This window comes from Pseudozobellia sp. WGM2 (assembly GCF_017810075.1).
In the GTDB taxonomy this organism is placed as follows: Bacteria; Bacteroidota; Bacteroidia; order Flavobacteriales; family Flavobacteriaceae; genus JADNYK01.
Genome location: NZ_JADNYK010000056.1, coordinates 1 through 427 on the forward strand (window position 1 = coordinate 1; position 427 = coordinate 427).

At 56.0% G+C, this 427-nt stretch carries 1 protein-coding gene; it reads right to left on the reverse strand.

The window, feature by feature from the left end:
- A partial coding sequence (locus tag IV512_RS19785) for an Ig-like domain-containing protein (RefSeq protein ID WP_209406497.1) occupies positions 1-427 on the reverse strand: 427 nt, incomplete at both ends.

Sequence of the window (427 nt, forward strand, 5' to 3'; positions counted from 1 at the left end):
CGTATAATTTGTTCCGTCTACCGTTAGGGTCACCGTATCGCCGGCATTGAAGTCACCGCTTACCGTTCCCGTTACGGAAACGTCCGCTCCCGCTTCCGCGGCGTTCAATATGTTGTCGGCGGTGATATCGTCTATCTCCAAGACCGGTACCGGTAATGTGGTATCTACGGTATAGGCTTTTGTTTCTGTTACTGTTCCTTCGTTTCCGGCCGCATCCGTAGTGGTCACGCTTCCGTCCACCGTGGTGTCCCCATCCGCTGCAAGTGCACTTCCAGGTACGTCGATACTGTACGCGCCCAAGGCGTCTACCGTTCCGGTATAATTTGTGCCGTCGACCGTTAGGGTCACCGTATCCCCGGCGTTGAAGTCACCGCTTACCGTTCCCGTTACGGAAACGTCCGCTCCCGCTTCCGCGGCGTTCAGAATA